The following is a 26507-nucleotide window of genomic DNA, read 5'->3' on the forward strand; positions in this document are numbered from 1 at the left end:
GTCAGACCCTTTCCGGTGCAGAAGCGGATGTCGCGGCCGCGAACGCCTCGCGGAGACGCACGAGCCCGGCCTCAGCCGGTACGCGGCCTGCCACGACCTCACGTACGATCGCCGAAGCGGCGGACTGGAACGGGATGTACCCGGCGAAGCGCGGGCGCACCCAGGAGTCCTCGATCGTGGCGAGGGTCGACGAGTAGAAACCGTAGGCCTCACGGTTCACCGCGTCGTCGAGCCAGGCCGCCCGGCTCGAGGGCTGGCCGTCGTGCCGCGGGATGAACGACCCCTGGGCCTCCGCCGACAGGAGCCAGACGATGTGGTCGGCGAGCTCGGGTGTGACGGATGCCCGCGCACTCACCGCGAGGCCCGTGCCGCCGATCGTGGAACCGCGACGAGCGCCCGGCGCGGCACTCGGCGCATCCGTGAACCGCACGAGGGGCGAGGAGTAGGTGACGTAGCCGTAGACGAGCGGGCAGTAGGCGATGTCGTCGGTGCGCGTGATGCGTTCGAGCAGCGCGATCGGGTTCTGCGACTCGGTTCCGGCGGGTGCCCGCGAGGCGATGCTGCGCATCAGCTCGAGCGCGGGGAGACCGATGCCGTCGGAGACGAAGGGGCCGTCGGTGCCCTCGCCGACGGGCTCGCCGAATGCGGCGCAGATCGACGCGAAAGTCAGGAAGGCGTGCGGGCCCGCGAGGGAGAGCGCGACCGGAACCCCTGCCGAGAGGGCCTCCACCTCGTTCCAGGTGCGGGGAACCGCGGCGAGCAGGGCAGGCTTGTGCACGGCCACCTGGGTGGCGGCATCCAGCGGCAGGGCCCACTGGTATCCGTCGACGGAGTACGAGTCGAACGAGGGGCCGACCGATTCGCGCGACCAGCGCTCGATGCGCGCGGCGCCCACCACCGCATCCATCGGCTTCAGCGAGTGCTTCTCGAGCGCTTCGCCGAGGTGCGGGTGATCGAGCACGATCAGGTCGTAGCGGTTCGCCAGCTCGTCGATCGGATGCGACTCGAAGTGCTCGAGCGAGTGCGCGTCCCACTCGATGCGCGGGCCTCCGGATGCGGCCGCCAGCGATGCCGCCGCGAGGAGCGCGTTCTTGCCCCTCGGGTGGTCCCAGGTGATGCCGCGATAGCTGGTCACGCGGGCTCTCCGACCGCCGCGGGCGCCGAGGCCGATTCCGACGCGACGACTCCCGCGCCGAGAAGGGCATCGACACGCGCGGCATCGAGCCCGAGTTCGCCCAGGATCTCGCGGGTGTGCTCACCGGTGAGCGGAGCGCCGCGGTCGATACGCGCGGGTGTCTCCGAGAGCTTGTACGGGAACCCGGGGGTCTTGATGAGGCCCTCGGTGGGGTGCTCGTACTCGATGAACGTGCCGTTGTGCGCGATCTGCTCGTCGTCGACGAGATCCTGGTAGTCGTACACCGGGCCGGCCCAGATGCCGGCCTCCCCCAGCGCCGACAGCCAGTGCGCGGAGGTGTCGGTGACGAGCCGGGCGGCGGTCTTCGCGAAGATCTCGTCGCGGAGCGCCCAACTGTCGGTCTCCGTGTCGAGGCCGAGGAAGGAGTCCTCGCCGAGCACTTCGCCGAGCGTGTGGAGCTCGGGCATGGCGAGCACGATGTAGCCGTCGGAGGTGGAGAAGGTGCCGTAGGGAGCCCGGATGTACACGTGCGCGTGCGGCTGATGCCCCCGCTTCTGCGCCACCTTGCCCACGGTGAACACCGAGAGCTCCTGCATCTGCAGCGTGGTGATGGCGTCGAGCATGTTCACCGAGACGAGCTGGCCCTGGCCGGTGCGCTCCCGGTGGAAGAGCGCCGCGAGCACGCCCTCGAACGCGGTGGAGGCGGTGACGGCGTCGACGAGGTACTGCCCCGCCGGGGTCGGCGGCTCGCCTGCGCTCCCCGAGGAGAGCATCGCGCCGCTCATCGCCTGCAGCAGCAGGTCCTGCCCAGGCCGGTTGCGGTAGGGTCCGTCTTCGCCGTAGCCGGAGATGGACACGTAGACGATGCTCGGATTGATCTCGCGCAGCGTCTCGTAGTCGACACCGAGCCGCGCGGCGACGCCCGGCCGGTAGTTCTGCAGGAACACGTCCGACGACTTCACGAGGTCGTAGAGGATCTCTTTGCCCTCCGGCGACTTCAGGTCGACCGCGATGGAGCGCTTGTTGCGGTTGAGGGAGAGGAACGACACGTTGATGCGGTTGCCCGTCGCTCCGCCGGCCGCCGCGTGGCGCTGCCACTCGCCGGTGGTCGGCTCGACCTTGATGACGTCGGCGCCCAGGTCGCCGAGACGCTGGGCGGCGAACGGCCCGGCCATCGCGATCGAGCAGTCGAGAACACGGATGCCGGACAGCACCTCGGGAGCGGCGGCGGACGGTTCAGTCATGGTGCTTCCTCGTGGATCGGGTGCTGCCCGGGGCCGCGAGAGGCCGGTATGGCAGCGCTAACATCAGCATATCAAGCAGGACAGGTTGCGACATCCGGGCCCCTACTCCGGTTGACCCGATATGGCGCGGATGGCGGTGCGCACCGCATCCGTCTCGGCCTGGCCCTCGAGAACACGGATGGTGGTGTGGTACTCGCGGGAGTCGCCGTGCTCGAGCCAGATCATCGATCCGTCGTCGCGCGCCGCACCATCACCCTGCACGTGGTGGGTGGAGGGCTCGAGCCCCACGGCGTACTGACCGCTCCGCAGGTTCTGCCACTCGAAGAAGTGGGGCATGCCGGCGGCGTCCCACGACAGCTCGACGCCCGCTGCGCCGTCGCCGCGGAGCAGCGCCACCCGGTGTCGCCCGTCGGGACCGACCACCAGTTCGTGCTCGGTGACCTGCTCGACGAAGCCCTGGATCGGGGCCGGCAGGTGGCGATAGGAGACGCCCTGCTCGGCCACCGAGTCGGAGACCCAGAGATGCGAAGCGATCGGCGCCACGAACTCGGTGCCCTCGTCGACGATCGGCCAGCCGAAGTTGAGGTGGTAGAGGAACATGTGCGGCGTCGGCTCGAAACCGAGGTTGTCGACCACGTCGTGCAGCCGGATCTCGCGCCCGTCGAAGTCGAGCTCGATGGTGCGGGTGAGCCGAAGGTGCTCGCCGAACGAGGTGGCCTGGATCACCTCGCCGACCACGCGCAGCACCGGAGAGGCTTCAGGCGTCGCACCCGGCACCTCGCGGGCCTCGAGCAGGCGGGCCGGGATGGCGGTGAGCCGCCCGTGCAGGCCGTGCGTGACGCTCTGCTTGGGCGGGTAGGCGTATTTTGTCGCCTCCACCTCGCCGCCGAAGAGCGTGTGGTCGAGGCCGCCCGAGACGAGCAGTCCGTCGAGCGCGCGCAGCCAGGAGAGCCCGCCCTCGTCGGAGTGCTCGTGCAGGCCGGGGTGGCGGAAGCCGTTGCCCGAGCGCCAGCCGAAGGGCACGCCGCGGAAGCGCGCCGATCCGAGGTCGAAGGCCCGGTCGACGAGCACCTCGAGCTCGAGGCCGGCGGCGGTGCGGATATCGATGGCCCGCACCCCGCGCTCCACCCCGTCGTCGAGCACCACCGAGCGGATGCCCGCGACGGCGGAGAGGTCGCCGGTGCGCCGTTCGAGGTCGAGTCTCGTCAGGTCGTTTCCGAAGATGTTCACGCGTGGCCTCTCATTCCATGATCCATCCGCCGTCGACGTTGATGGTCTGCCCCGTCACGAACGACGAGTCCGGGCCGACCAGGAACGAGATGACGGCGGCGAGCTCGGCATCCGTGCCGCGGCGCTTCAGCGCCTGATGGTCGATCACGTGCGCCGAGTACTCCGCGGCGTCGCCCTGGATCTCCTCGGCCTTCGTGGGGAAGGCGCCCGGCGAGACGGCGTTCACCCGGATGCCGTGCTCACCCAGTTCGCGCGCCAGGGCCCGCGTCAGCGCCACGGCCGCCCCCTTCGTGGAGACGTAGCTGGCGAGGTTCGACCAGCCGCCGTGCCAGGTGATCGAGCCCACGTTCACGATGGCGCCGCTCCGCCGCCGCACCATGCCGCGCGCGGCGACCTGGGCGGCGTAGAAATAGCCGCGCTGGTTGACGGTGATGACGTCGTCGTACTCCGTGAGCGGGATGTCGAGGAACGGTGTGCTGGGGTAGATCGCGGCGTTGTTCACGAGCGCGTCGATCGGACCGAACGACGCCTCCGTGTCGAGAAGGGCCGCCTCGATGGCCGAGGCGTCGCGGAGGTCGACTTCGAGCATCCGCACCGCCACCCCCTCGGCCTCGAGCTGGGCGACCGTCTCGGCGAGTTCATCGCTCGGCCGCCCGAGCGCGCCGATGGCGAATCCGTCGGCGCCGAGCCGCAGGGCCGTGGCCCGCCCGAGGGCGCCGCCCGCGCCCGTGATCACCGCTACCCGTTCGTGCAGCACACCGTTCCCCGCCATGTCAGATCGTGTACTTCTTGAGGATATCCGTGACGAACTGCTTGGCCCGCGGGATGTCCGACTCGTCGAGGTGCTCGATGATGAGCGGTGCGTTCGGGTTCTGCTCGGAGAGGCGCTGCAGGTAGAGCTCGTAGTCGAGCGAGCCGAGGCCGGCGGCCGGCAGCTCGATCTCGCCGACGCCGCGGAAGGTGTGCGAGGCGAGCGCGTCGTCGTCACCGATGTCGGCGTGCTTCTCGCTCTTGTCGTCGCCGGCGCGCTTGACGTCCTTGGCGTGGGCCACCCGCACGCGGTCACCGAGGGTGTCGAACACCTCGTTGAGCACGCCCGCCTGGTCGTCGATGTTCGTGGCGTCGAAGTAGTTCGTGGGGTCCATCAGCAGCTCGAGGCCCGGAGTGCGGATGTCGTTGAACACGCGCACGGTCTCGCGCACCGATCCGATGACGTTGTTGACGTAGGTCTCGAGCAGGAAGGTGGCGCCGTGGTCGTAGGCCTCCTGGGCCAGCTCCGCCAGCACCGTGCGCACCTGCTCGTAGGCGTCTTCGGAGCGGTTGTGCGGGTCGTGGTCCCATTCGCTCTCGGGGTTGAAGGTGCCGGACTCGGAGATGACGTACTTCGAGCCGAAGTTGCGGGCGTTGCGGATGATCTCCTTCAGGTACTCGACGTTCGCCTTCCGGTGCTCCGGGTCGGGGTGCACGATGTTCGTGTAGCCGGAGATCGCCGAGATCGGCAGGTCGTGGTCGCGGAAGGTGTCGCTGACGAGCTTCGCCTTCTCCTTGGTGATCTGGCCCGCGGAGAGGTCGAGGTCCTTGAAGTGCAGGTCGAGCTGCACGGTGTTGAAGCCGTGCGCGCGGATCTTCTCCGCCGTCGTCTTCAAGTCGTAGGGGTAGTAGGCGGTGAAGATGCCCAGCTGAATCATGGCGTCATTGCTCCTTGTGAGTGATCCGGTTCGGTGGAGGTGGTCAGAGGTCGGTCAGAGAGAGAATTCGTCGAGTCGAACGGGCCGCTTCTCGGCGATCGAGCGGTAGCCGGCCTCGATCAGGGCCATCGTCTTCACGTTGTCGGCCACGGAGAGCTCGGGGTCCGTTCCCGTCTCCACGGCGTACTGCACCTGCTCCATCACGCCGATGAAGGCATGCGGGAACCAGTGCGTGTCCCAGCTCGGCTCCACCCACTGTCCGTCGGTGGTGAGCGAGGAGGCGTAGCGGATGGTGGAGGGCACGCCGTGCGGCCAGCCGATCGTGCCCTGGGCGATGCCGGCGGTTCCCTCGACGCGCCACCTGATGAAGAAGTCGTCGTCGAAGCCCTCCTCGCGCGGGCCACCCCAGACGTCTTCGATGCTCAGCGCCAGCACGTCGCCGGGGAAGCGGAGGGTGGAGACCACGATGCCGTCCTCGTGCTCGAACGACGTGCGCGGATCGCGGCGCACCACCGTCGAGATCTCGCTCGGCTCGCCGAAGAGGAAGCGCAGGGCGTCGAGGTGGTGCACGCTCATGTTGGCCAGGGTCAGCCGGTCGTAGCCGGCGAGGAAGCCCTGCCAGTGCGGCACCGCGTGCATGTCGATCTGCACGAACACCGGAGCTCCGAGCGCCCCGGCCTCGAGCAGCTGCTTGAGCACGCGGATCGACTGGTCGTAGCGCATGTTCTGGTTGACCGAGAGGATCTTTCCGGCCGCGGCCGCCTCGTCGCGCAGCGCGAGCGCCTCGTCGAGGTCGAGAGCGAGGGGCTTCTGCGCCAGGATCGCCGTGATGTGCGGCTGCGCGAGTGCCTGACGGATGAGCGCGGGCTGCAGGTCGGGCGGATAGGCGATGTCGAGGATCTCGACGTCGGGGTCGGCGATGAGCTGCTCGGGCGTCTCGTGCACCGTCGGGATACCGTGCCGCTCCGCGACGGCCTGCGCATGGGCGGGAGTGCGCGAGGCGATGGCGACCACCGGGAACCCCGCGATGCGGTAGGCCTCGAGGTGCTGGTCGGCCATGATGGCGCCGGCGCCGATGCAGCCGATGCGGTGCGACCGGGTGCGGATGTCGACATCGGGCGCCAGGGCTCCGAGGGTTGTCGAGGGGGTCACGTCTTCTCCATTCGCGTCGTTGCGACGATCCCGATCACTTTATGCGAAAGGAATTGATAGCGCTACTGGTAGCGCTGCCATTTTTGCGCTAACGTGCCAACACACACCGATTTCAAGGGAGAAATCCATGCACAGAACACAGCGCACCCGTTGGGCGAAGGGCACGGCCGTTCTCGCCGCCGCGTCGTCGCTCGCCCTCCTCGCCGGCTGCACCAGCGGTCCCGCAGAGGGCGGCGACAGCACGTCGGCCGGCGGAGACGGCAAGTTCGTCATCGGCTTCGAACAGCCGCTCGGCGGCCAGGCCTGGCGCGAGATGGGGCTCGCCTCGCTCCAAGCCCTCGCCAATTCGCCCGAGTACAAGGACAAGGTCGAACTGAAGATCGTCCGCACCAACGACAACGACGCGGCCCAGCAGAACGCCGCCATGCAGAACCTCATCGCCGACGGCGTCGACCTCATCCTCTTCGACCCGGCCTCCTCCTCCGGCGCCGACGCGGCCATCACCCAGGCCAGCGCCCAGGGCATCCCGGTCATCGCCAATGGCGGGCCCTACGACAGCGACGACGTCTACGTGGTCTCCACCGACTGGGCCAACGCCGGAACCACCGGCGCCGACTGGCTGCTGAAGAACCTCGGCGACAACAAGAACGTGGCGGTGCTCGAGGGTCTCGCCGGCGTGCCGCTCAACGAGGGCTCGATGCCCGGTGTCATCGACGCGCTGGAGAAGGGCGGCGCCACCGTCGTGGCGCAGGACACCAACGGCTGGAACGAGGCCACCGCTCAGGAGGCGATGGCGAACATCCTGCGTTCCAACCCCGACATCGGCGGTGTCTACTCCTTCCTCACCGGCGGGCAGGGCGTGCCGGAAGCCTTCAAGGCGGCCGGTCTGGACTTCGTTCCCGTCGTCGGCGGCTCCGGTTACAACGGCGAGGCGTGCACGCTCGTGAAGTACTCGGCCGACGGACTGAAGGGCGACATGGTGTTCGGCCAGCCAGCCATCTACGCCAAGGGCCTGGAGCAGGCCGTCAAGCTGCTCGAGGGCGACGAGATCGAGAAGGAGCAGTACTTCCCGCCTCTGGAGATCACGGCCGACAACGCCGCCGACTACTGCCTCGACGACAAGCCGGCGAACTTCCAGCTCGGCTACGACTTCCCGGGGCTCGATCTGACCCTCGACGACGTCATGAAGTACTACTCGGGCTCGTAGGAGAACCGTTGTGACCAACCCACAGACGGATGTCGCGGCTTCGGCCGCGGCATCCGCCCCACCCGCTTCACCCGCTCCACCCACCGACGCCCTGCTCGTCGCCACCGACCTGGTGAAGAGCTACGGGCCGGTGAAGGCGGTGCAGGGCGTGAGCTTCCACTGCAATCCCGGCGAGGTGCTCGCCCTGGTGGGCGAGAACGGCGCCGGCAAGAGCACGGTGGCCAAGATGCTCGCGGGAGCCGTCGCTCCCACCTCGGGCTCCATCACCGTGGGAGGCGAACCCCTCGCCTCGGGCAGCGTGAAGCAGTCCCGCCTCTCGGGCGTGCGCTGCGCCTTCCAGGAGCTCGCGCTGGTTCCCGACTGGACCGTGGCCGAGAACCTCAGCCTGCCCGACGGCGCCCCGCTGCGCGGTTTCTCGCAGAAGAAGGCCGTGGTCAAGGCGCGGGAACTGCTGGAGCGGTTCCACCTGCCCCGGATCGACCCGCGCGCCGCGGTCGGCACCCTCTCGCTCGCCGATCGGCAGTTGGTGGAGATCGCCCGCGCACTGGCCGGGTCGCCGCGCCTGCTCATTCTCGACGAGGCGTCCTCCGCGCTCACCCCGCCCGGGGTCGAGTGGCTGTTCGCGCGCATCCGGGAGCTGACCGCGCAGGGCGGCAGCGTGATCTACGTCTCGCACCGGTTGGGTGAGATCGCCGAGATCGCCGATCGCGGCACCGTGCTCCGCGACGGCCTGGTGGCCGGTGAGTTCGTGCGCGGAGGCTGGACCGACGACGAGCTGATCTCGCTGATGGCCGGTCGCGAAGCCGAACGATTCTTCCCCGATCCGCCTGTTCGCACGACGGATGCCGTCGCCCTCTCGGTCTCGAACCTCCGCGCCGAGGGCCTCCACGGCATCGACCTCGAGCTCGGCGCCGGCGAGATCCTGGGCATCGGCGGGCTGCAGGGTCACGGCCAGGCCGAACTGTTGCGCGCGCTCTTCGGCGCCGCACCCGCGGTGGCCGATTCCTGGACCGTCGGCGGCCGCTCCGTCTCGCGGGCCACCCCGGTGCGCTCGGTGCGGAACGGCCTCGGCTACGTGCCCGAAGACCGCAAGCGTGAGGGCCTCGCCCTCGAGATGAGTGTGGGCGAGAACCTGCTCGCCCCCTGGTACCGGGCCTACCAGCTCGGCGGGCGACCCCGGCTCTCGCGCGAACGCGGCTGGATCAACGGCATCCTGAGCGCCCTCTCGGTGCGCACCCGAGGGGCGAACGAGCTGGCCGGCTCACTCTCCGGAGGCAACCAGCAGAAGCTCGTGTTCGGTCGCTGGATGAATCGCGACCGTACCGTCATCCTGCTGCACGACCCCACCCGCGGCATCGACGTGCGGGCGAAGCAGGAGCTCTACGGGGCGATCGTCGACCTCGCGAAGCAGGGGGTCGGCATCCTGTGGTTCTCGACCGAAGTGGAGGAGCTCGTGCACGTGTGCCATCGGGTCGTGGTGCTCTATCAGGGCAAGGTGGCCGACGAACTGATCGACCACCGGCTCACGGCCGACAACATCGTGGGGGCCGCGGTCGGCGCGACCGGCAGCCTCGCCGCCCAGTCGGCTTCCGCTGCGCACGGAAGGAGCGCAGGATGAGCTTCGCCACTCCCGCACCGTCGTTCGCCTCGCGCTGGTGGAACGGCACCGGTGTCGTGCGCCTCCGCCGGGAAGGCGCGATCGCGCCGATCAGCGCCTTCGTGGTGTTCTTCGTGGTCTACGTGATCATCAACCCCGAGCTGCTGACCCGCTTCCAGCTGCAGACCGCGGCGAACCTCGTGGTGCCGCTCGCCCTGGTGGCGCTTGGCCAGCTCATCGTGGTGCTGGTGGGCGGAATCGACATCTCCATCGGCGCCATCATGAGCCTCTGCAACGTGGTGTTCGCCACGCAGCTGGAGACCCTGCCGGTGCCGGTCGCCATCCTGCTCTCGGTGGGTGTCGGGCTCGCCTGCGGCCTGTTCAACGGCGTGCTCGTCGCCTACGCCGGGCTGCCCGCGATCGCGGTCACGCTGGCCAGCGCCTTCATCTTCGGGTCGATCGCCCGCGAGGTGCTCGACCGGCCGGGCGGAGGGGTCACCAAGGAGATCTACCTCGCCACGAGCGGTGAACTCGTGCCCTTCGTGCCGGTGTCCCTGGTGTGGCTCGCGGTGATCGCCGTGGGGCTCTGGTTCCTGCTGCAGCGCACCGCACTCGGCCGGCACATCTACGGGGTCGGTTCGAACATGGAGGCCGTGCGCGCCGCCGGCATCAACGCGCGGCTCACCAAGCTGCTCGCCTTCGGTCTGGCCGGCGTCGTCACCTCCTTCGGGGCCATGATGCTCGCATCGTCGACCGTCACCGGCGACCCGCGGTCGGGAGATCCGTATCTCCTGTCCTCGATCGCGGCCGTCGCCCTGGCCGGAGCCGCTTTCACCGGCGGCAAGGGCAGCATCATCGGCACCATCCTCGCCGCGTGCACGCTCGGCCTCATCGGCAACCTGCTGTTCTTCGCCGGTGTGAACTCGTATTGGCAGTACGTCATCAGCGCGCTGATCATCGTCGCCGTGGTCGGCCTGCCGGTCGTCTGGCGCAAGGTCGCGTTCGCCGTGAAGGGAGCCCGGTCATGACCGCGTCCACCGCCCCGACCGTGGCCGACAGCCGCGGATCGGGTCTCTCGTTGCTCGCCCGTGTGCCGCGCGCCGTGTGGCCGCTGCTGGCCTTCATCGTGCTCTTCGGCATCGGCGGCCTCATCCGGCCGAACCTGGTGTCGGTCGACTCGCTGATCGGCACGGCGACCTTCGCGATCATCCTCTCCATCGCCTCGTTCGGGCAGACGATCGCGGTCATCCAGGCCGGTATCGACCTCTCGGTGCCGAACACCATCGGGTTCGCCGCGCTCGCCTTCCTCACCCTGGTCGGACCGCTCGGCCCGGTCGGCGCCTTCGTGGCGGCCCTCGCGGCCGGAGCCCTGATCGGGTTCTTCAACGGCGCGGTGATCTCGAAACTCGGGCTCACCCCGATCGTCACCACGATCGCCATGAACGGATTGCTGTTCGGGGTCATCCTGCTCGCGTTCAACTTCTCGGAGCTGACCGTGACGCCCGACTTCGTGATCGCCATCACCTCGGCGAAGATCTCGCTGCTCGGCCTCTCGATGCCCGCGGTGCTGCCACTCGGCCTCGCCCTGATGGTGGTGCTGCAGCTCGTGCTGTCGTTCACCGGCTGGGGGCGTTCGCTCTTCGTGGTGGGCTCGGCCGCCGAGACCGCGCGGCTCGCGGGGTTGCCGGTGGACCGCATCCGGATCACCGGCTACATGCTCAGCGGGCTGCTCGCGGCCTTCGCGGGCATCGTGATCGTGGGTTACTACCAGCAGGCCTCGGCCACCATGGGGGCGAGCTACCTGCTCTCCTCGGTGGCGGCGGTCGTGGTGGGCGGCGCCTCGATCTTCGGCGGGCGCGGCTCGGTGGTCGGTACCGTCGGCGGTGCGCTCGTGCTCGGGCAGGTCTCGACGCTCGTGACGGTGCTCAACCTCGGGGCGAACATCCAGCAGCTCATCTACGGCGCCATCATCCTCGTGGTCATCTCTCTCTACGGACGGCGTCGCGCCGCCTGATTAGATGGGGGCATGGGCGCACAGATCCAGTACAGCGAGTTCGGCGGGCCGGAGGTGCTCTCGTACGTCGAGGTGCCGGTGCCCTCGGCGCCGGAAGGCGGCGTCGTGGTGGAGACGCGGGCCATCGGGGTGAACCCGATCGACTCGAAGCTGCGGTCGGGGGCGCGGGCGAGCGCGCCCCTCACGGCTCCGCGCGTGCCGGGGTCGGATGCGTCGGGAGTCGTCGTCGAGGCCGGCGCGGGGGTCTCCGACTGGGCCGTGGGTGACGAGGTCGTGCTGCGCAATGCGCACGCCGCCTACGCGACGCATGTCGTCGCATCCGCGGCGCAGCTCGTGCGGAAGCCGGCCGGTGTCGGCTGGGATGAGGCGGCCGCCATCGGTGTTCCGGCGTCCACCGCCTACCAGGCCCTGCGGACGCTCGGCGTCGAGGTGGGCTCGGTCGTGCTGATCCACGCGGGATCGGGAGCGGTCGGGCAGGCCGCCATCCAATTCGCCCGCAACCGGGGTGCGACGGTGATCGCCACCGGGGGCGAACGCAACCAGGCGCGGATGGGCGAGCTCGGCGCGATCCCGGTCGAGTACGGCCCGGGACTGCTGCAGAACATCCGTGCCGCCGCTCCCGGCCCGATCGACATCGTGCTCGACGCTGCGGGCACCGACGAGGCGCTCGAGGCCTCGTTCGCTCTGGTGGCCGACCGCTCGAAGATCGGCACCGTCGTGGCGGGCGCGCGGGCGGCGGAACTCGGCATCCGGGCCTGGTCGGGAGGAAACCCCCTGCCGCTGACCGCCGAGGAACAGCGGCTCCGCGCGGAAGCGTACGCCGTGACCCTCGAGTTGATGGAGCTCGGCGACTTCGAGGTCGAGATCGGCGCCCGCTACCCGCTCTCGGCGGCCGCCGAGGCGCAGCGCGCGAGCATGGCGGGCGAGCACCGAGGCAAGATCATCCTCGACCCGCGCGCCTGACGCCCCAGCCGGATCGAATCGGGATCAGCCCTCGGCGACGAGAAGGGGGGCTCCGGCCGACGCTCGTCGACAGCACACCACCCAGGCACCGGGCGCGAGGAGCGAACGGTCGATCGGCAGCCCACCGGCTTCGGAGACGGGGCGCGCATCGACCACGCCGTGAGCGCTCTGCCACTGCGCGAGCAGCTCGGGGCCGGTGGCCACTGTGACGTCGCGAGAGGAGCGGTCGCCGAGCAACTGCGCCGCGGCATCCCGGAGAGCGGGATCCGCCGCCGCGAGAGTGAGCTCCTGCACGCCGATGGCCAGAAGCGCCCGCGCGACCACGACCGCATCGTCGTCATCGCCCAGCAGCACCACCCGACCGCCGAGCACGAGCCTGCCCTGGGCCCGGAGCACCGAACGGAACGCCACGAGCTCCTTCGCCACCGCTTCGATGCTCACATCGTCGGCCGGCACTGCAGTCGTAGTCATCGGTGTTCCCGTTCGTCGACGACCGTGATGTCCACGGCCCACACCGTGAATTTTTCGCGACCGCACACCCCACTGTCAATCCGGCCACCGCGGATTCCCAGGGTCGACCGGGTGGGTCAGAAGTCGGTGTGGCCCAGGTCGGCAGCCGGCACGAAGGAGGCCGCGGTCGCGGCCGAGTGCAGCTCGAACACCACGATCTCGTTGCCCGACTCCCGCAGTACGGGCGCCGGAACGTAGAGCGTGTGCTGCGGCCCGCGCGACCAGTAGCGGCCGAGGCAGAACCCGTTCACCCACACCACCCCCTTGCCCCAGGAGCGGGTATCGAGGTAGAGGTCGGCCGACTGCCCCTCCCGCACCGCCGGGAGATCGAAGCGTCCCAAAGCGAAGGCCGGTCCGGAGACGACGGATGCCTCACCCGGCGCCACCGCGGACAGCGCGGCGATGACACCACCGAAGCCCTTCGAGGCATCCGCACCCGCGGTCGGGTCGAGCTCGAGCGGCAGCACGAGCCAGCGCAGCAGGGGCTCTCCGTTGATGCGCGCGCCGCCGATGAGGCCCTTGGGCTCACCGATGCGGGGACCGTAGTCGACCCGGCCCTGGTCTTCGACCAGGATCTCGAGCACGCCACGCGCATCCGTCGGCAGGGCGATCGACCGGTCGTGGTGATCGCGGGCGAACACGCCGATCGGTGTGCCGTCGAGGAACACCTGGGCGCGGTCGCGCACCTCGTCGATCTCGAGCACGGCGGGGCCGACGATGTCGATCTCGGCGCGGTAGAGCGCGAAGCCGGTGTAACGGCCGAGCGAATCCATCGAGGGCAGCTCCTCGCGCGGCGTCCAAGTGCCGAGACGGTCGACCACCGAGGAGAGTGCCACCGAGCGGGCGAGCGGAACGTCCAGCGCGCGGGCCGGACCGGCGACCTCGGGAGCGGGGCCCGTGACGGACCCGTACTTCGCGAGCACCTCACGGAAGGCGTGGTACTTCTCCGTCGGGTTGCCGGCCTCGTCGAGCGGGGCGTCGTAGTCGTAGGACGTGACGATGGGCTGGTAGACGCCCTTGTCGTTCGCGCCGTTGGTGAACCCGAAGTTGGTGCCGCCGTGGAACATGTAGATGTTCACGGAGCCGCCGGCCGCCAGCAGGTCGTCGAGGTCCTGGGCCGACTGGCCGACCGATGTGGTGTGGTGGTGTGCACCCCAGTAGTCGAACCAGCCGTCCCAGAATTCGGAGCACATCAGCGGCCCGGTCGGCTGGTGCTCGCGCAGGGTCGCGAGGCGCTCCAGCGAACGCGACCCGAACGATGCGGTCTTGTGCAGGCTCGGCAGGCTGCCGTCCTCGAGCATCTGCGCGGTGGGCTGGTCGACCGTCGTGAACGGCACGGTCAGGCCGATCCTGCGGTTCATCTCCACGAGCTTCTCGAGGTACACCGGGTCGGAGCCGTAGGCGCCGTACTCGTTCTCGATCTGCACCAGGATGATCGGGCCGCCCTGGTCGATCTGGCGCGGCACGAGCACGGGCGCCAGCTGCTCGAGATACTGCGACACGGCCTCGAGGTACTGCGGCTCGTCGCGGCGCACACCGACGGTGCCCGACTCGAAGAGCCAGGCCGGGAGGCCGCCGTTGTCCCACTCGGCGCAGATGTAGGGGCCGGGGCGCACGATCGCGTGCATGCCCTCGGCGGCCACGTCGTCGAGGAAGCGGCCGAGGTCGAGCGAACCGGTGAGGTCGAACTCGCCCTCGCGCGGGGCGTGCGCGTTCCAGGCCACGTAGGTCTCGATGGTGTTGAGGCCCATCTGACGGGCCTTGCGGATGCGGTCGCGCCAGAGATCCGGATGCACGCGGAAGTAGTGCAGGGCACCCGAGAGGATGCGGAAGGGTTCGCCGTCGAGCTCGAAGTGCTCGTCGCCGATGCGGAATTCAGACATGGTCGTCCTCGGTGTCGGAGGCGGAAGTGTGAGGGGTGGAGGCGAGTTCCACGGCCGACCAGGAGAGGGCCGGCACGGTGAGATGGAGAACGGATGCGCCGTCGGCGTCGCCGGGGACGAGTCGCGCCGCCGACCCCAGGTCGGTGAACCCGACCGGCTGGGCGTCGGCATCATTGATGGTGTGGCGGTCGCCCCCGGCCGGCACGGTGAGGGTCTGCGCTCGCACGACACGAACGCCGGCGGCCGCGATCTCGATCTCGATCGACGCGTCCTCGTCGAGCGAGCGGTTCGTCACGAACAGAGCGATCGATCCGTCGTCGTTCAGGGTCGCGACGGCGTCGACGAGCGGAGCCGAGCCGTAACGGGCGGTGTCGTACACCGGCACCGCGGCATCCGGATGCGCCGCCGGATCGACCACGCGACCCGCGGCCAGCTGCGCGGTGCGCTGGAAGGGGAAGAAGGTGCTCTGCCGCCAGGCCGGCCCGTCGGGCTCCGACCGGATGGGTGCGATCACGTTCACGAGCTGTGCCAGGTTCGCCATCGAGACGCGGTCGGCGTGCCGCAGCAGCGAGACCAGCAGCGAGCCGACGACCACCGCATCCGTCACCGAGTAGGCGTCTTCGATGAGGCGCGGCGCCTCGGGCCACTCCCCCGTCATCACGCGCGGCTTGTCGATCTCGTTCCAGCGGCGCTGGTACCAGACGTTCCATTCGTCGACGCTGATGCCGACCGGATGCTCGGTGTCCGGCCCCGCGCCCGCCTCGTCGATGATCTCGGCGACCGTCTCGAGGTAGCGGTCGAGACCGGTGCCCGAGGCGAGGAAGCTCGCGGCGTCGCCGTCGGACTCCTCGTAGTAGGCGTGCACCGAGATGTGGTCGACGAGACCCGCGGTGTGCTGGAGCACGGTGCGCTCCCACTCGCCGAAGGTGGGCATCTCGGCGTTCGAGGAACCGGCGGCCACCAGCTCCACGGCGGGGTCGATGAACTTCATCAGCCGCGCGCTCTCGGCGGCCAGACGACCGTACTCCTCGGCCGTCTTGTGGCCGATCTGCCAGGGTCCGTCGACCTCGTTGCCGAGGCACCAGAGGCGGATGCCGAAGGGCTGCTCGGCCCCGTTGGCCCGGCGCCGGTCGGAGAGCGCGGTGCCCGACGGGTGGTTGGCGTACTCCAGCACGTCAGCCGCCGACTCGATGCCGCGGGTGCCGAGGTTGACGGCGTACATCAGCTCGAGTCCGGCATCCTGCGCCCAGTCGGCGAACTCGTGCAGGCCCACCTGGTTGGTCTCGACGCTGTGCCAGGCGGCGTCGAGCCGCACCGGCCGCTGGTCGCGCGGTCCGACGCCGTCTTCCCAGCGGTAGCCCGAGACGAAGTTGCCCCCCGGATAGCGCACGGTGGTGGCGCCGAGTTCGCGCACGAGCTCGAGCACGTCCTGCCGGAATCCGCGGGAGTCGGCCGAGGGGTGCTCGGGCTCGTAGATGCCCTCGTAGACGCTTCGGCCCATGTGCTCGACGAAGGTGCCGAAGATCCGCCGCGGAACGCGCGCGAACGCGGTGTCGGGGTCGATCACGAGCCGAACGGAGAACATCCTGACGCCTTTCGAGGGTGGAAGAGGCGCGGCGGTCACGAACGACCGCCGCGCCTCGGGTGGTGCTACTTGACGGTGAAGCCCTGCTGGTTGCCGTAGTCGACCAGCTGGTCCTGCCAGGTCTGCAGGCCCTCGTTGAGGTCGCTGCCGTTCTTGTAGGCCTGGCCGACGGTGTCACCGAAGATGCTGTTGGCGTACACCTGGTAGGGCAGGTAGTGCCATCCGCTGGGCACGTTCTTCGACGCGTCGACGAGGGTCTCGTTGATGGCCTGGCCGCCGAAGTACTCGGGGGTCTCGGCGAGGAAGTCCTTCGACTCGAGGTCGGCCGTGGTCGAGGGGAATCCGCCCGACTCGAGGAAGACCTTGATCGACTCGGGGTCGGAGTTCAGCCACTTGAGGAAGCCGGCCGCGAGAGCCTGGTTCTTCGACTGCTTCAGCACGACCTGACCGCCGCCGCCGTTCTCGGCGGTCACCGGGGTGCCGTCGTAGGTGGGCATGGGGGCGACGCGCCAGTCACCGGATGCCTGGGGCACCGACGACTCGAGCACGCCGGGCATCCACGCACCGGTCAGCAGGGTGGCGATGGTGCCGTCACCGAGCGCCTTGTACCACTCGTCGCTCCAGCCGGGAACGCTGGAGAGCAGCTTGTTCTCGTTCAGCTGGTTCCAGGTGTCGGCCCACTTCTTCGAGCCGTCGTCCTGCAGGTTGATCGAGACATCCGTGCCCTCGGCGGTGAACGGCTGACCGCCGGCCTGCCAGATCATGCTCGTGGTGAAGCCCGCGTCGCCGGTGTCGTTCGTGATGTAGGCGTTCGGGTCGGCGGCGTGCAGCTTCTGCGCGGCGGCGATGTACTGGTCGTAGGTCGTCGGCACCTCGATGCCGTACTTGTCGAAGACGGTCTTGTTGTAGAACATCGCCATGGGGCCGGAGTCCTGCGGCAGACCATAGATCTTGCCGTCGAAGGCCACCGAGCTCCACGGGCCGGCGCTGTAGTCGTCTTCGAGGTCGGCGAAGCCGTAGGAGCTGAGGTCGACGAGGGAGTCGGAGAGCGCGAACTGCGGGATGGCGTAGTACTCGACCTGCGCGACATCCGGTGCACCCGAGCCCGCGGTGATCGCGTTCTGCAGCTTGGTGTACTCGTCGGTGTTGGTACCGGCGTTGACGTACTTCACGTCGACGTTCGGGTAGGCCTTCTCGAAGGCCGCGACCTGGGCCTCGGCCGAGGGGGTCCAGCTCCAGTAGGTGATGGTGCCGCCCTTTTCGAGCGCGGCCTCGATGTCGTCGGCCGAGCCGCCGCCGCTGGAGGAGCCGCCGCCCGAGGCGCAGGCGGCCAGGCTCAGGCCGAGCGCCAGAGTCGATGCCGTGGCGAGTGCCACGCGGCGCAGGGTTGTCGTGCGCATCTGTGTTCCTTTCGGTTCTTCTACTTCGTTGTGAAGGGAGGGATTGCGATTGCCGTCATTGCTTGACGCTTCCCGCGCTCAGGCCGGACTGCCAGAAGCGCTGGAGGAAGAGGAAGGCGATCACGATCGGCACGATCGTGAGCAGGGCGCCGGTGATCACCAGGTTGTAGATCGGCTGCGCCGCGACGCCCGAGGACTGGGAGCTCCACTGACTGAGACCCACGGTGAGCGGGTACCAGGTGGGCTCGGAGAGCATGATGAGGGGCAGGAAGTAGTTGTTCCAGGTGGCGACCACCGCGAACAGCAGCACCGTCACGATGCCCGGGGCCAGAAGCCGCAGCGAGATCGTGAAGAAGGTGCGGAATTCGCCGGCTCCGTCCATCCGGGCCGCTTCGAGGATCTCGGTGGGCACGGCGTCGCTCGCGAAGGTCCAGACGAGGTACAGGCCGAACGGGCTGATGAGCGACGGAAGGATGACGGCCCACGGGGTGTTCGTGATGCCGAGCTGGCTGAACATGAGGAACGTCGGCACCGCGAGCGCGGTTCCCGGGATGGCGACGGCGCCGAGCACCACCGCGAACACCGCGCGGCGGCCGGGGAAGTTGAACTTGGCGAGACCGTAGCCGGCCAGGGTGGCGAGGAAGGTCGCGCCGCCGGCACCGACCACCACGTACAGCAGCGTGTTGCCGAACCACTGCACGAAGATGCCGTTGCGGTAGGTGAGGGTGTCGGCGATGTTCTGGAAGAGGTTGAAGTCGGGGCCGAACCAGAGCCCGAAGGTGGAGAACAGATCACCCTGGTCTTTGGTGGCGTTGACGATGAGCCAGACCAGGGGCACCACGGAGTAGATCACGAAGATCGCCATCACGATGGTGAGCAGGATCGACTTGCGGGTACGGCGGCCCTCGGTGGGCTTGCGGTTCTGCACGAACGCCGGGCGGCGGCGGGTCTTCGCGGCCGTGGGGCGGGGCGTGGTGACGGCGCTCAACTCAGCGCACCTCCTGACGGGAACCGCGCAATTGCACGATGTAGGCGATGACCGCGGTGATGATGCCCATCACGATCGCGACCGTGGCGGAGTAGTTGAACTGCTGCCCGGCGAACGAGAGGTTGTAGGCGTACATGTTCGGGGTGAAGTAGCTCGAGATGACGTTGGGGGCCAGCGCCTTCAGCAGGTTCGGCTCGTTGAAGAGCTGGAAGCTGCCGATGATGGAGAAGACGGTGGCGATGACGATCGCGCCGCGCAGGGCCGGCAGCTTGATGCCGGTGACGATGCGGAACTGGCCCGCGCCGTCGAGCTCGGCCGCCTCGTAGAGCTCGCCCGGGATGACCTTGAGGGCCGCGTAGAAGATGAGCATGTTGTAGCCCATGAACTCCCAGGTGACGATGTTGCCGATCGACGCGAGGATCCAGTCGGAGGAGAAGGGCTGCAGCAGGTCGAAGCCGATCAGGTCGTTGATCGACCCCGCCAGCCCGAACTGGTTGCCGTAGATGAAGCCCCAGATGAGGGCGGCCACGACACCGGGAACGGCGTAGGGCAGAAAGATCGCGATGCGGAAGAAGCTCGATCCGTGCAACCGTGCGCTGTCGATGGCCAGGGCCACGAAGAGCGAGAGCGCCAGCATGATCGGCACCTGGATGACGAGGAAGAGCGTGACGCGGAACAGCGATTCCCAGAACTTCGGGTCTTGGAAGAGCTGGCCGTAGTTGGCCAGGCCCACGAACCCGGTGCCGCCGACCAGCTGCTGGCGGAACAGGCTCAGCACGATCGCGTACACCACGGGGGCGACCAGAACGGCGAGGAAGACCACCATGAACGGGGCGACGAACGCCCAGCCGCGCCAGTCCCGACGCGCACGGCGGAGGGGGCGGGACTGTGTGACACTCACCGACGCCATTGTCCAAATCCTGTTCTGTGGAGAATTGTGTTTGTGGTCATGTTTACGTCAACATGAACGGAGCGAGCATAACATGTTCACGTAACCATGCAAGTGGTTCCGGCAATTCATCGACAATCGACACAATCAGGGGTGCACCAGGTGACCGACACAGTCCGAGCCGGCTCGAAACGGCATCGCGGGCCGTCCATGGCCGATGTGGCACGCCACGCCGGTGTCTCCACCCAGACGGTCTCCCGGGTGTCGAACGGTCTCTCGAACGTCGAGCCGGCGACGCGGGACCGCGTGCTGGCGTCGATGCGCGAGCTCGGCTACCGCCCCAACCGGGCAGCGCGGGCGCTGCGTTCGGGCCAGTACCGCACGATCGGCGTGATCATGTTCACTCTGTCGTCATTCGGCAACATGCGGACGCTCGAATCCATTTCCATCGCGGCCGCCCGGGCCGGCTATTCGATCACCCTCATCCCGGTCGAGGAGCCCACGCAGGAGCACGTCACCAAGGCCTTCGCCCGGCTCGCGGAGCAGGCCGTCGACGGCATCGTCATCGTGATCGAGGCGCACTTCGTGAGCCAGGCCGACGTCGAGCTGCCGGAGGGTCTGCCCGTGGTCGTCATCGACTCCAGCGAGCGCGACGACTACCCCGTGATCGACACGGATCAGACGATGGGGGCGCAGCTCGCCACGCAGCACCTGCTCGACCTCGGGCACTCGACGGTGTGGCACGTGGCCGGGCCCTCCGACTCCTATTCGGCCACGCGCCGGGAGGCGTCCTGGCGCGCCACCCTGGAGCGGGCCGGGCGCACGGTGCCGCCGGTGGTGCGCGGCGACTGGACCACGGCATCCGGCTACCGGGCGGGGATCGAGCTGCTCGGGCGGCCGGATGTGACGGCCGTCTTCGCGGGCAACGACCAGATGGCCCTCGGCATCCTGCGCGCCTTCCACGAGGCGGGGCGGCGGGTGCCCGACGAGGTGAGCGTGGTGGGGTTCGACGACATGGCCGAGTCGGATTCGTTCTGGCCGCCGCTCACCACCATCCACCAGCGCTTCGACGTGGTGGGGCAGACCGGCATCGAGGTGCTGGTGGCCGAGATCGAGGGACAGCAGGCATTGCCGGAGACCTTTATGGTGGAGACGCGGCTGGTGGTGCGCGAGAGCACCGGGCCGGCGCCACGCACCACCTCGACCCCCTCGGCACCCCTCGGAAGGACCACCGATGCCTGACGGCAGCTACCCCGCCGCCTCCACTCGCTACGACCGGATGCAGTACAACCGTTCCGGGCGCAGCGGGCTGCTCCTGCCCGCCCTCTCCCTCGGGCTCTGGCACAACTTCGGCGACACCCGGCCGGTCGAGACCCAGCGGGCCATCCTGCGGCGCGCGTTCGATCTCGGCATCACGCACTTCGACCTGGCGAACAACTACGGGCCGCCTCCCGGGTCGGCCGAGACGAACTTCGGGCGCATCGTCGCCGAGGACTTCCGGGCCTACCGCGACGAGATCGTGGTCTCGTCGAAGGCCGGCTACCACATGTGGGAGGGCCCGTACGGCGAGTGGGGCTCGCGCAAGAGCGTGCTCGCCTCCCTCGACCAGTCGCTCGGCCGGCTCGGCCTCGACTACGTCGACATCTTCTACTCCCACCGCTTCGACCCGTCGACGCCGCTCGAGGAGACCATGGGGGCGCTCGCCACCGCCGTGACGTCGGGCAAGGCGCTCTACGTGGGCGTGTCGAACTATTCGCCCGACGCCACGCGGCGAGCGGCCGAGATCCTCGCGGGGCTCGGCGTGCCGCTCACCATCCACCAGCCGTCGTACTCGATGTTCAACCGCCACATCGAAGGCGGGCTGTTGCCCGTGCTCGACGAGGTGGGAGCAGGCAGCATCGTGTTCTCGCCGCTCCAGCAGGGTCTGCTGACCGACCGCTACCTCGACGGCACGGTTCCCGAGGGTTCCCGGGCGGCGACCTCGCACTTCCTCCCGGCGACGCGTGCCGTCGACGACACGTATCTCGCGCGGGCGCGCGCTCTGAACGAGATCGCGACCGGGCGCGGGCAGACGCTCGCGCAGCTCGCGCTCACCTGGGTGCTGCGGCACCCGCAGGTCACGAGCGCGCTGATCGGCGCCTCGAGCGTCGCCCAGCTCGAGCAGAACGTGGCGGCACTGGATGCCGCGCCCCTCACCGTCGAGGAGATCGAGGCGATCGAGCCGCACGCCGTCGACGGCACCGCACGCGGGTAGGTCAGGCTACGGCGCGATCTCGAGCCGGGCGATGCGACCGTCGGCAGCCAGGTCGAAGCGGTAGCGCAGGTCGACGACGCCGCCCGGGAAGTCGCCCTCGAGGTGGTGCAGCGCCACGAAGTGTGACTCGTCGGCCGCCTCGAGTGAGCGGAAGTCGGTCGTGTACGTGTACTCGGTGGCGGTCGTCTGCCGCCACTCGCGGATGTCGGCGCCGCGGCGCTCACGACCCTCGTCGATCACGACGGCGTCGGCGGTGAATGCGGCCAGCGAGGCCTCGAGATCGTCGCGCGCGACGGCGTCGAGGTACACGGCCACCTGGAACGGGAATCGGATGCTCATGCCTCCACCCTGGACGTTCCCCCACGGGGAAGGTCAAGAATGAGGACATGAGCGATCCCGTCCTCACCATCGGCGAGTTCTCGCGCATGACGCACCTCAGCGCCAAGGCGCTGCGGTTCTACCACCGCGAAGGCCTGCTCGAACCGGCCGGCATCGACCCGGTGAACGGTTACCGCGAATACACGCTCGAGCAGCTGCCGACGGCGCAGGTGATCCGGCGATTCCGGGCCCTCGACATGCCGGTCGACATGATCCGGGCGGTGCTGGGCGCCTCCGAACCCGAGGAGCGGAACGCGCTCGTCGTCACCCATCTCGGGCAAATGGAGGAGCAGCTGGCCTCGACGCAGGCGGCGGTGGAGTCGCTGCGGAACCTGCTGGAGCATCCGTCGTCGAGTGGTGCCGGCGGCATCCCGATCGCCGTCGAACGGCGCTCCCTGCCGGCCGCCGAGGTGCTGCGGATCGACGACGTGATCGACCTCGCCGACCTCGGGCGGTGGTACACGGATGCGTTCCAGGAGCTCGACGCCGCCGTCGCCCGCTCGGGTCTACCGGTCACGGGCCCGCGCGGCGGTCTCTGGTCGACGGAGCTCTTCCGCGACGAGCGCGGGGCGGTTTCGGTCTTCCGGCCCGTCGCGCTGCCGGCGGCCTCGCCGCACTCCGACACGGACGCGGATCGGTCGAGCGCGGAACCGGGCGCAGTGCCGGAGTTGCCGGGAGCGGGACGCGTGCGCACCGGCATCCTGCCGGCCGGTGACTTCGCCGTGACCGTGCACGCCGGGCCCGACGCCGAGATCGACCGCAGCTACGGGGCCCTCGGCTCCTACGTCTCGCAGCACGAGCTGAGCATCGACGGCCCCGTGCGCGAGAGCTACCTCGTCTCGGAGTTCGATGGTCCGGCCGGCAGCGCGCCCGACCGCGTCACCGAGATCGCCTGGCCCATCTTCCGCACCTCGCCCTGACCTCCCGCCGGGTAGCGCGCCGCGCCGCACTCGACCGGGCCAAGCGCACCGTGCGCGACCTCTACTAACTTGCACATCGGTGTGCAAGTTAGTAGAGTGGGGCCGTGCCCACCACCCTCCATCCCACTCGCGCGCCGCGCCGCGATGCCGCCGAGAACCGCGAGGCGATCGTCGCCGCGGCCGCCACCGTCTTCCGGCGCGACCCCGAGGCCTCCCTCGACGCCGTCGCCAGTGAAGCCGGGCTCTCGCGCCGCGCCCTCTACGGTCACTTCGGCTCCCGCGACGAGCTGCTCGCCGAGCTGCTCACGCGTGGCGCAGCCCGCATCTCGGCAGCGCTCGCCGGTGTGCACGACTCCGATCCGCGCATCCATCTCGCCCTCATCGGCGCCGCCCTCTGGGCCGAGGTGCAGCAGGTGCGCGTGCTCGCCCAGCTCGCCGTGCACGGCCCGCTCGAGAAGACCGTGGCCGACGCGCTCGCGCCGGTGCGCGCCTCCGTGCGCCGGGCGGCCCGCGACGGAGTGGAGGCGGGATGGTTCCGCCCCGACGTGCCGGTCGAGAGCCTCGCGCGACTCATCGAAGACGCGGCGATCGCGGTGCTCGACGAGGCCGTGCGAACCGACCTCTCCGAGCCGGAAGGTCGGCGTCTGGTGATGGCGATGGGCCTGTCGGTCGCCGGGCTCTCCTGGCGCGACGCGAACGCGCTCATCGAAGCAACGCCGCAGCTCACGTCGGCGCCGGTCGCTGCGGCAGCTACGCCCGTGGCAGCCGGCCGCGCCACACCCACCCCGTCGTCGAAAGGCTCCGTCTCATGAGGATCGTCGTCGACGCCGTCAGCAAAGGCAAGGACGGCATCCCGCTGCCCGAGACCTCGCTCGTGTTCGAGAGCGGCCGGGTCACCGTGGCCCTGGCCGAGACCGGCGACCGACCCACCGTGCTCTCGCTCGTCGCGAGCGGACGGATGGTGCCCGACAGCGGCTCCGTCACCCTCGACGGCGTCGCGGATGCCGCGCGGGTGCGCGAGCGGATCGCCCTCGTCGACGCACCCGACGTCAGCGACCCCGCCGCCGATCTGCTGCTGCGCTCCGTCGTGACCGAGGAGCTCATGTACGCGGGGCGGTCGACCTCGCGCGACACCGTCGCCTCCGTCATCGACCAGGCCGGTGGGGCCGAGTACGCGGCGGTGCGGATGGGCGACGTGCCCGCCGCCGTGCGCGTGCGCGTGCTCGCCGAGCTGGCCGCGTTCCGGCGCGGGGTGGAGGGGCTCGTGATCACCAGCCCAGACCGCCACGGTGGCGACCCGCGCGAGTGGCTGACCGTGGCCACCGACCTCGCCGACCGCGGATTCGCGGTGCTCGTGGTGTGCGGCGCCGCCTCGGCCGAGATCGTCCGCCCGCTGCTGCCCGAACCGGCCGCCATCGAGCCCGAACCCGCACTTGAACCCGAACCCGCACCCGCACCCGCACCCGCACCCGCACCCGCGGCATCCGCTCCCTCCGAGCCCGCCGCCCCCGAACTCCCCACGCAACCCGAATCGGAGCCCACCGCGTGAAGATCGTCCACCTCGTCGCCTCCGAGCTCAAGCGCCTCACCGCCTCCTCCATGGCGCGGCTCGCCCTCGTGGCGCTCATGCTCGTGCCCGTGCTCTACGCCGGGCTCTACCTCTGGGCCAACAACGACCCCTACGGCAACCTCAAGGACGTGCCCGTCGCACTCGTGGTGGAGGACACCGGCTCCACGCTCGACGGCAAGGCCGTGAACTACGGCGACGAGGTGCGCGATCAGCTGCTGAAGGACGCCTCGGTGGGGTGGCAGGTCACCACCGCCGCCGACGCCGAGCAGGGTGTGCGGGACGGGAAGTTCGACTTCATCCTCACCCTCGGACCCGACTTCTCGAGCGCCCTCACCTCGGCGAGCGGCAACGCTCCCGAACAGGCCGTCGTGAAGCTCACCACCAACGACACCAACAGCTTCCTCGCCACGACGATCGCGGGGCAGGTGGCCGAGAAGGTGCGGGCGAGCATCACCGAGCGTGTGGGCAAGGAGGCTGCGCTCACATTGCTCAACGGCTTCGCGACGGTGCGCACCAACCTCGGCCAGGCCGTCGACGGCGCCACACAACTCGCCGACGGCAGCACCACCGCCGCGGCGGGTGCGCTCGCGCTCGCCCAGGGTTCCGGATCGGCCAACATCGGCGCACTCCAGCTGAACGACGGCCTGCAGCAACTGCAGGCGGGCTCCGCCGACCTCCCCGCCCAGGCCGCCGCCCTCAACGACGGCGCCCAGCAGGTCGCCGCGGGCAACGCCGAACTGTCGACGGAGGCGACCCAGGTCGCCTCCGCGGTTCAGGATGCCGTGGACCAGGTCCCCCAGGCACGCGCCGACATCGTCGCGCTGCTCGACCAGACCGATCTCACGGCGGAGCAGAAGGCCGCCATCCTCGCCCAGCTCGACCAGGTCGGCACCGAGATCGATAAGGGCAATGCCCAGGTGCAGGATGCCAATGCGAAGATCGGCGAACTGGCCACCGGCAGCGCGGCGCTCGCCGCGGGCACCCAGCAGCTCGCCGACAACGCGCCCACGCTGGCGAACGGCATCGCGAGCGCGGCATCCGGGGCATCCGAGCTCTCGTCCGGGATCACGCAGATCGCGCAGGGGTCCGCCGACCTCTCGAACGGCCTCAACGCCCTGAACGGCGGGGCCGACACACTCCGCGACGGACTCGCCGACGGGCTCGCCGACGTTCCCGACCAGACCGCCGACCAACGCGAGGCGGCCGCCCAGACCATCTCCGACCCGGTGGCGCTCGACACCAGCGCCGTCACCAAGGCCAGCAACTACGGCGCCGGAATGGCCCCGTTCTTCATCAGCCTCGCCGCCTGGATCGGCATCTACGCCCTGTTCCTCATCGTGAAGCCGCTCTCCCGTCGCGCCCTCACCGCCCTCAAGAAACCGCTCACGGTCACCACCGCCGGCTGGCTGACCCCCGCCATCCTCGGCGCCCTGCAGATGACGGCCGTCTTCGGTATCATCACGCTCGCGCTGGGCTACCAGGTGGAGCACGGCTGGGGCATGTTCGGCTTCATGGTGCTCACCTCGGCGACGTTCGCCACGATCATCCTGGCTCTGAACATCCTGCTCGGCAGTGTGGGACAGTTCCTCGGGCTCGTGCTGATGGTGCTGCAACTCGTGACGGCGGGCGGCACCTTCCCGTGGCAGACGCTGCCGGGGCCGCTGCAGGTGCTGCACAACATCCTGCCGATGAGTCACGCGGTCGACGGCATCCGTCAGCTGATGTACGGCGGCAACCTCGACCTCGCCGCGGGCGACGCCACCGCCCTCCTCTGCTGGCTTCTCGGCGCGCTGCTGGTCTCGTTCCTCGGCGCCCGCCGGATGACGCGCCACCGCACCCTCCGCGACCTCCGCCCGTCCCTCATCGGCTAAGCACTCCGGCCGAGGCGAGCAGGCGAGCG

24 protein-coding genes are annotated in these 26507 nt (G+C 69.5%); 11 read left to right on the forward strand and 13 right to left on the reverse strand.

Annotation, left to right across the window (positions count from 1 at the left end):
* Window position 1 precedes the first annotated feature (1 nt).
* The 6 genes from ACFJGU_RS06230 to ACFJGU_RS06255 all read right to left on the reverse strand — a co-directional run bounded on the left by ACFJGU_RS06230 (window position 2) and on the right by ACFJGU_RS06255 (window position 6449).
* Complete coding sequence (locus tag ACFJGU_RS06230; RefSeq protein ID WP_382308617.1) at window positions 2-1135, reverse strand: hypothetical protein; 1134 nt, start codon at window positions 1133-1135, stop codon at window positions 2-4.
* Window positions 1132-2379 carry a CaiB/BaiF CoA transferase family protein gene (locus ACFJGU_RS06235; RefSeq protein ID WP_382308619.1) on the reverse strand — a complete coding sequence of 416 codons (1248 nt, stop codon included), beginning with the start codon at window positions 2377-2379 and terminating at the stop codon, window positions 1132-1134. Before ACFJGU_RS06235 ends, ACFJGU_RS06230 begins: the two co-directional genes overlap by 4 nt.
* A 102-nt stretch (window positions 2380-2481) precedes the next feature.
* Window positions 2482-3609 carry an aldose 1-epimerase family protein gene (locus tag ACFJGU_RS06240; protein ID WP_382308621.1) on the reverse strand — a complete coding sequence of 376 codons (1128 nt, stop codon included), beginning with the start codon at window positions 3607-3609 and terminating at the stop codon, window positions 2482-2484.
* 10 nt (window positions 3610-3619) lie between these two features.
* Complete coding sequence (locus ACFJGU_RS06245; RefSeq protein ID WP_382308623.1) at window positions 3620-4381, reverse strand: SDR family NAD(P)-dependent oxidoreductase; 762 nt, start codon at window positions 4379-4381, stop codon at window positions 3620-3622.
* 1 nt (window position 4382) lies between these two features.
* Window positions 4383-5297 carry a sugar phosphate isomerase/epimerase family protein gene (locus ACFJGU_RS06250; protein ID WP_382308625.1) on the reverse strand — a complete coding sequence of 305 codons (915 nt, stop codon included), beginning with the start codon at window positions 5295-5297 and terminating at the stop codon, window positions 4383-4385.
* Between the two features lie 54 nt (window positions 5298-5351).
* Window positions 5352-6449 (reverse strand): Gfo/Idh/MocA family protein, encoded by a 1098-nt coding sequence (locus ACFJGU_RS06255; protein ID WP_382308627.1) that lies wholly within the window; start codon window positions 6447-6449, stop codon window positions 5352-5354.
* A 127-nt stretch (window positions 6450-6576) separates the two neighbouring features.
* Here ACFJGU_RS06255 and ACFJGU_RS06260 point away from each other — a divergent pair, with 127 nt between their 5' ends.
* The 5 genes from ACFJGU_RS06260 to ACFJGU_RS06280 are packed head-to-tail and all read left to right on the forward strand — an operon-like array spanning window position 6577 to window position 12230.
* Complete coding sequence (locus ACFJGU_RS06260; protein ID WP_382308629.1) at window positions 6577-7656, forward strand: ABC transporter substrate-binding protein; 1080 nt, start codon at window positions 6577-6579, stop codon at window positions 7654-7656.
* Between the two features lie 10 nt (window positions 7657-7666).
* Entirely contained in the window at window positions 7667-9274 is a 1608-nt protein-coding gene (locus tag ACFJGU_RS06265; protein ID WP_382308630.1) for a sugar ABC transporter ATP-binding protein, read from the forward strand.
* Window positions 9271-10281 carry an ABC transporter permease gene (locus ACFJGU_RS06270; RefSeq protein WP_382308632.1) on the forward strand — a complete coding sequence of 337 codons (1011 nt, stop codon included), beginning with the start codon at window positions 9271-9273 and terminating at the stop codon, window positions 10279-10281. Before ACFJGU_RS06265 ends, ACFJGU_RS06270 begins: the two co-directional genes overlap by 4 nt.
* Window positions 10278-11267, forward strand: a complete 990-nt coding sequence (locus ACFJGU_RS06275) for an ABC transporter permease (protein WP_382308634.1) — start codon at window positions 10278-10280, stop codon at window positions 11265-11267. Before ACFJGU_RS06270 ends, ACFJGU_RS06275 begins: the two co-directional genes overlap by 4 nt.
* Before the next feature lie 12 nt (window positions 11268-11279).
* Window positions 11280-12230 carry an NADP-dependent oxidoreductase gene (locus ACFJGU_RS06280; protein ID WP_382308636.1) on the forward strand — a complete coding sequence of 317 codons (951 nt, stop codon included), beginning with the start codon at window positions 11280-11282 and terminating at the stop codon, window positions 12228-12230.
* Between the two features lie 24 nt (window positions 12231-12254).
* On the opposite strand, the gene ACFJGU_RS06285 is transcribed toward ACFJGU_RS06280, so the two are convergent.
* The 6 genes from ACFJGU_RS06285 to ACFJGU_RS06310 form a co-directional block, all read right to left on the reverse strand.
* Window positions 12255-12701 carry a hypothetical protein gene (locus ACFJGU_RS06285; RefSeq protein WP_382308638.1) on the reverse strand — a complete coding sequence of 149 codons (447 nt, stop codon included), beginning with the start codon at window positions 12699-12701 and terminating at the stop codon, window positions 12255-12257.
* Window positions 12702-12817: 116 nt separating this feature from the next.
* Complete coding sequence (locus tag ACFJGU_RS06290) at window positions 12818-14623, reverse strand: beta-galactosidase family protein (protein WP_382308639.1); 1806 nt, start codon at window positions 14621-14623, stop codon at window positions 12818-12820.
* The gene (locus tag ACFJGU_RS06295; protein ID WP_382308641.1) at window positions 14616-16208 is read right to left on the reverse strand and encodes an alpha-N-arabinofuranosidase; all 1593 of its coding nucleotides are present in this window, start codon (window positions 16206-16208) and stop codon (window positions 14616-14618) included. Before ACFJGU_RS06295 ends, ACFJGU_RS06290 begins: the two co-directional genes overlap by 8 nt.
* A 65-nt stretch (window positions 16209-16273) precedes the next feature.
* Window positions 16274-17608: an ABC transporter substrate-binding protein gene (locus ACFJGU_RS06300; protein WP_382308643.1), complete on the reverse strand. Its 1335-nt coding sequence runs from the start codon at window positions 17606-17608 to the stop codon at window positions 16274-16276.
* 55 nt (window positions 17609-17663) lie between these two features.
* Window positions 17664-18473: a carbohydrate ABC transporter permease gene (locus ACFJGU_RS06305; RefSeq protein WP_382310295.1), complete on the reverse strand. Its 810-nt coding sequence runs from the start codon at window positions 18471-18473 to the stop codon at window positions 17664-17666.
* 124 nt (window positions 18474-18597) lie between these two features.
* Window positions 18598-19506, reverse strand: a complete 909-nt coding sequence (locus ACFJGU_RS06310) for a carbohydrate ABC transporter permease (protein ID WP_382308645.1) — start codon at window positions 19504-19506, stop codon at window positions 18598-18600.
* Window positions 19507-19695: 189 nt separating this feature from the next.
* Between ACFJGU_RS06310 and ACFJGU_RS06315 the strand changes: the two genes are divergently transcribed.
* Window positions 19696-20727: a LacI family DNA-binding transcriptional regulator gene (locus tag ACFJGU_RS06315; protein WP_382308647.1), complete on the forward strand. Its 1032-nt coding sequence runs from the start codon at window positions 19696-19698 to the stop codon at window positions 20725-20727.
* On the forward strand, window positions 20720-21739 hold the full coding sequence (locus ACFJGU_RS06320; protein WP_382308649.1) for an aldo/keto reductase: 1020 nt from the start codon (window positions 20720-20722) through the stop codon (window positions 21737-21739). Before ACFJGU_RS06315 ends, ACFJGU_RS06320 begins: the two co-directional genes overlap by 8 nt.
* Window positions 21740-21745: 6 nt before the next feature.
* Here the strand turns inward: ACFJGU_RS06320 and ACFJGU_RS06325 are convergent, their stop codons facing one another.
* The gene (locus tag ACFJGU_RS06325) at window positions 21746-22078 is read right to left on the reverse strand and encodes a hypothetical protein (protein ID WP_382308651.1); all 333 of its coding nucleotides are present in this window, start codon (window positions 22076-22078) and stop codon (window positions 21746-21748) included.
* Between the two features lie 47 nt (window positions 22079-22125).
* Here ACFJGU_RS06325 and ACFJGU_RS06330 point away from each other — a divergent pair, with 47 nt between their 5' ends.
* The 4 genes from ACFJGU_RS06330 to ACFJGU_RS06345 all read left to right on the forward strand — a co-directional run bounded on the left by ACFJGU_RS06330 (window position 22126) and on the right by ACFJGU_RS06345 (window position 26478).
* Window positions 22126-23037 (forward strand): MerR family transcriptional regulator, encoded by a 912-nt coding sequence (locus tag ACFJGU_RS06330; protein WP_382308653.1) that lies wholly within the window; start codon window positions 22126-22128, stop codon window positions 23035-23037.
* Window positions 23038-23141: 104 nt separating this feature from the next.
* Window positions 23142-23849: a TetR/AcrR family transcriptional regulator gene (locus ACFJGU_RS06335; protein ID WP_382308655.1), complete on the forward strand. Its 708-nt coding sequence runs from the start codon at window positions 23142-23144 to the stop codon at window positions 23847-23849.
* Window positions 23846-24586, forward strand: coding sequence for a hypothetical protein (locus ACFJGU_RS06340; protein ID WP_382308657.1), 741 nt, complete (start codon window positions 23846-23848; stop codon window positions 24584-24586). The genes ACFJGU_RS06335 and ACFJGU_RS06340 overlap by 4 nt, the downstream gene beginning before the upstream one ends.
* A complete protein-coding gene (locus tag ACFJGU_RS06345; protein WP_382308658.1) occupies window positions 24583-26478 on the forward strand; it encodes a YhgE/Pip family protein in 1896 nt (631 codons plus the stop codon). The genes ACFJGU_RS06340 and ACFJGU_RS06345 overlap by 4 nt, the downstream gene beginning before the upstream one ends.
* The last annotated feature ends 29 nt before the right edge of the window (window positions 26479-26507 follow it).

This window comes from Herbiconiux sp. UC225_62, assembly GCF_042694625.1.
In the GTDB taxonomy this organism is placed as follows: Bacteria; Actinomycetota; Actinomycetes; order Actinomycetales; family Microbacteriaceae; genus Herbiconiux.